At 72.6% G+C, this 2,655-nt stretch carries 3 protein-coding genes; all 3 read right to left on the reverse strand.

Going from position 1 to position 2,655, the window contains the following annotated elements:
- Positions 1-96: 96 nt before the first annotated feature.
- Positions 97-858 (reverse strand): ABC transporter ATP-binding protein, encoded by a 762-nt coding sequence (locus tag JX283_RS08120; RefSeq protein ID WP_239652552.1) that lies wholly within the window; start codon positions 856-858, stop codon positions 97-99.
- Positions 851-1,879, reverse strand: coding sequence for an ABC transporter substrate-binding protein (locus tag JX283_RS08125; protein WP_204830124.1), 1,029 nt, complete (start codon positions 1,877-1,879; stop codon positions 851-853). The genes JX283_RS08120 and JX283_RS08125 overlap by 8 nt, the downstream gene beginning before the upstream one ends.
- Complete coding sequence (locus JX283_RS08130; protein ID WP_204830126.1) at positions 1,876-2,610, reverse strand: ABC transporter permease; 735 nt, start codon at positions 2,608-2,610, stop codon at positions 1,876-1,878. The genes JX283_RS08125 and JX283_RS08130 overlap by 4 nt, the downstream gene beginning before the upstream one ends.
- Positions 2,611-2,655: the final 45 nt, after the last annotated feature.

The following is a 2,655-nucleotide window of genomic DNA, read 5'->3' on the forward strand; positions in this document are numbered from 1 at the left end:
ATGCGGGCGAGGGGCGTGGCGACCGCCGGGGCGCCGCGGGGGGGGGCGGCCCCGGCCGTCGCCACGCCCCTCGACCGCATCCGCCGCACCCGGCCCTCAGAGCAGCGCGAGCACCGCCCGCTTGACCTCGAGGGCGGCCTCTGTGAGCACGAACCCCGTGCGATCGGCCCGGGGACAGTCCACGTCCACCTCGCCCGCGACGGAGGAGGGCACGCCGGCCGCGGGGTCGCCCCGGAGCACGAGGATGCGGTCGGCCAGGGCCACGGCCTCGTCGACGTCGTGGGTGACGAGCAGCACCGTGAGCCCGACGGCGTCCACGAGGTCGAGGAGCCATGCGCGCATGTCCTGCCGCGTGAGGGCGTCCAGCGCGCTGAAGGGCTCGTCCATGAGGACCACGGGGTCGTCCATGAGGCAGGTGCGCAGGAGCGCGGCCCGCTGGCGCATGCCGCCGGAGAGCTGGTCCGGGTAGAGACCCTGGCTGCCCTCGAGGCCAAACCGGGCGAACCTCCCCGACGCCCGGGTGCGGGCCTCGGCCTTGGGCACGCCCCTGAGCAGGAGCGGCAGGGCGGTGTTGTCGAGCACGGTGCGCTCGGGCAGGAGCAGGTCCTTCTGCAGCATGTAGGCCANGGAGCCGGGGTGCCCGGTGACGTCCTCCCCCTCCAGGAGCACGGTGCCGGCGTCGGGCATCGAGAGCCCGGCCNACGCGTGGAACAGCGTCGACTTGCCGGAGCCGGAACGGCCCACGAGGCACACGAGCTGGCCGGCGCCCACGGAGAGCGAGACGTCGTCCAGCACCCCCATGCCCTCCCAGGAGACCGTGAGGCCGCACGCCTCGAGGACCGGCACCACGTCACTCACCGCCGGGCAGGTAGTCGTTCGTGAAGCCGCCCTCGGGGTCCAGCCTCTCCGCCGTAAGGCCCTGGTCGTTCATCCACGTGTAGAACGAGGCCCAGCGCTCCGGGTCGATATAGCCCCAGCGGGGGGCGTCGGCCACGTACTTGTCGGCAAGGTACTCCTGGGAGGCGCGGGCGAGCTCGGGGTCCACCTCGGGGGCGGCCTCCACGAGGATGTCGGCGGCCTCGTCCGCGTGCTCGGAGGCGTAGAGGTAACCCCTGGCCGTGGCATCGAGGAACCTCCGCACGGTGTCCGGCTGCTCGGCGAGGAAGGTGTCGTTGGCGACGATGACCGGCGTGTAGTAGTCGAACCGCGGGTCGATGTCGCGGAAGGCGAAGTAGTCCACGGGGTAGTCCTGGACCTTGGCGTTCTGCCCGGCCCAGGCCTCGAAGCACCAGATGGCGTCGAACTGGTCGGCCTTGAGGCCGGTGACCTCGTCGGTGGAGTTGGCGGGCACGAGCTCCACCTGGGACCAGTCGCCGCCGTCCGTCTCCACCACGCTCCTCACGATGGCCTTCTCCACGTCCTGGTCCCACGTGCCGTAGCGCCTACCCGCCAGGGCCGCCGGCCGCGTGACGCCGTCGCCCTTGCGGGAGATGATGCCGCNCGTGTTGTGCTGCACCACGGCCGCGACCGCGGTCACCGGCAGCGGGTCGTCGCTGCCCAGGTAGTTGGCCATGACGTCCTGGTAGCCCATGCCCAGCTGGGCGCGTCCGGAGCCCACGAGGGCGTCGGCGCCGTCCTCGGGCGGCTGCACGACCTCCAGCTCGATGCCCCGCTCCCTGTACCAGCCCTTCTCCATGGCCACGTAGATGCCGGTGTGGTTGGTGTTGGGGGTGTAGTCGAGCACGAAGGTGAGTTTCTCGGGGTCCTCGGAGGTGCCGGAGCCGGAAGTGCCACCCGTACCGGCGCACGCGGCCAGGGCGCAGGCGGCGGGGGCGAGGAGGGCGGTCTCGATCAGGGTTCGACGGGGGATGCCGGTCATGGCTGGGGGTTCCTTCCGTGGCGGCGCCAGGGCATGGCCAGGCGCGCGAGCGCGTCGACGGCCGCCATGAGCGCGAGGGACAGGGCTGAGATGATCGCGATGACCGCGAACATCTGGTCGTAGGAGTAGGACTTGCGCACGCGCGTCATGTAGACGCCCAGGCCGTCGAAGCCGCCGAGCCACTCGGCCACCACGGCGCCCACCACGGCGTAGGTAACGCTGATGCGCAGGCCGCCGAAGAACGACCCCATGGCCGCCGGCAGCTTGGCGTAGCGGAACACCTGGAGGCGCGAGGCGCCCATGGTGCGGAGCAGGTCGCAGGCGTCGGGGTCGGCCGAGGCGAAGCCCTCGGCCAGGGCCACGGTCACCGGGAAGAACGTGGTGAGGGCCACGAGCAGCACCTTGGGCAGCATGCCGTAGCCTAGCCAGAGCACGAGGAGCGGCGCGATGGCCACGGTGGGGATGGTCTGGCTCACGGTGACCAGGGGCCGGAGGGCGCGCCTGAGGGGGCCGAACCGCTCCATGGCGCAGGCGATGAGGAAGCCCGCGGCCACGCCCAGGGCGAGGCCGGCGAGGGCCTCGGCCATGGTCACGAGCGCGTGGGAGGCGAGCAGCGGCACGTCGTCCACAAGGGCGCGGGCGACGTCCACAGGCCCGGGCAGCAGGAACGACGGCACGACGCCCAGCGACACCACGGCCTGCCAGGCGACGAGCAGCACGGCCACGGCCATCGTGGGCGCCACCCAGCGGCGGCGCGGGCGGGCGGTGGCGTGGTC

Origin of the sequence: Olsenella sp. CU969 (genome assembly GCF_905219715.1) — a bacterium.
Classification (GTDB): Bacteria; Actinomycetota; Coriobacteriia; order Coriobacteriales; family Atopobiaceae; genus Granulimonas; species Granulimonas faecalis.